This window comes from Streptomyces sp. NRRL F-4489 (assembly GCF_001509485.1).
In the GTDB taxonomy this organism is placed as follows: Bacteria; Actinomycetota; Actinomycetes; order Streptomycetales; family Streptomycetaceae; genus Streptomyces.
On sequence record NZ_LLZI01000154.1, the window covers coordinates 1 to 1,697 of the forward strand.

At 72.7% G+C, this 1,697-nt stretch carries 1 protein-coding gene; it reads left to right on the forward strand.

The genetic code is table 11. From position 1 onward, the window contains the following. Window positions 1–537 precede the first annotated feature (537 nt). Window positions 538–1,074 carry an AMP-binding protein gene (locus tag ADL22_RS13845; protein ID WP_267890165.1) on the forward strand — a complete coding sequence of 179 codons (537 nt, stop codon included), beginning with the start codon at window positions 538–540 and terminating at the stop codon, window positions 1,072–1,074. The last annotated feature ends 623 nt before the right edge of the window (window positions 1,075–1,697 follow it).

A 1,697-nucleotide genomic window follows, 5' to 3' on the forward strand; every position in this document is an offset into this window, starting at 1 on the left:
CCTCCGCCCCACCCGCTCCGTGCCCCTGACGCCCGCCACCCAGCCACCGAAGCGCAGCCCCGGGCGCCGAGCCCCCGGCCATGACAAGCACCACGAACAACGCAGACAACCCCAGCAACCCAAACAATCCGAACAACACGGCCATCGCAAACACCGTCATGAACTGCCAACCCGCCTCTCACGCGTCGCACAACCGCCCAAACCGAGGAGCCGATGGGGAACCCGGCAAGGGACCTGGCTAGAACCAGCCGAGGACCAGCCGAGGAACAGCCAAGGAACAGCCAAGGAACAGCCACAGCGGGAGGGATGGAGCGCACCGGACCGGGGCAGAAAGAGACGGGAGCAGGCCGCCGGGCCTCGAAGGACGACCGGAGCCGGAACCGCTCGTCGGCGCTCGCCGGCCGCGCATCGACCGGGCGCACTGCCGCGCGGGGTGCGGGAAGGGGCGGCGCGGACCCCGTGGAGCCGTACGGTTCCCGTGCGGCCGTACAGCGGACGTTCAGCGTTCGTTGATCGCTGATCTCCATGCTGGAGCGCATGTTGCGCCGTGTGACTTCAGAGCATGCAGATGACCTCCGGGGAACGCAAGAGCCCGATGCGTCGCAGATCGCCCTCACCTGGAGCGGGGAACCGGGCCGCCTGGAGGAGCTGACGCACGGCATGCTCCTGCAACAGGCCGAGCGGGCGGCGGCCGCCTTCGCCCGCTACGGCGTGCGGGCCGGCGACCGGGTCGCGGTACACCTGCCACTGGTTCCAGAATCGGTGATCGCCACGCTGGCCTGCGGCCGGCTGGACGCGATACGCACCACCCTGCCGGTCTCCCTCACCGTCCCCGAACTCGCCGCGCGCATCCGGGAGTCGGGGACCCGGGTGCTGATCACGGCGGACGCGGCGTTCTGGGACGGTTCCGTACGACCGGTGAAGCCGCTGCTGGACCACGCCCTGGCGCGCGCCGCCGCGACCGACACGAACGGCCTGCCGCGCACCGTCCTGGTCGTGAACCGCTGCTCCCGCCCGGTCTCCTGGAAGCCCGGCCGCGACAAGTGGTGGCACGAGGCCCTCACCACCGACTAACCGCCGCCGGCCACCGGCTACGGACCCAGACGCGCGGGGTTACGCCGTCCGCCCACGGCCCCCGGCCACCGGCCACGGCTCCGCGACGCGCGGGGCTACGACGCCGGCCCACCGCCCCCAGCCCATGGCCCACGCATCAAGCGGCCCAGCGCCCCACGGCCAACATGCCCATGGACTCCGGGTGCCACGGCCACGGACGGCTCCACGGACCACGGCGCCCCCGGCTTGCAGCCCTGACGTACGGACCAGACAGCTCGCGCCTCACGCCCCGGCATACGCACCAAGCGGCCCCGCACCAGGCGGCCCACGGCGTACGGACCAGGCTGCCCTGGACGTATAGACCGGACCCCTTGGGCGTACGGACCGGACCCCTTGGGCGTACGGACCGGGCCCCCTGGGCGTACGGACCGGACCCCCTGGGCGCACGACCAAGCGGCTCGCGGCCCCGGCGCACGGAGCACACAGCTCATGGGCCTCGAACCATGGGCCGAGACCCACATCGCCTGGAGCACCGGCCTACGGGGCTTCAACACCGCCCGCGCATGGCACGGCGCTCTGAGGGCGCGTTCAAGACCCCAACCGCTCAACCTCACCCGGGGGCCCCGCCCTCCCCCCCCGGGCCC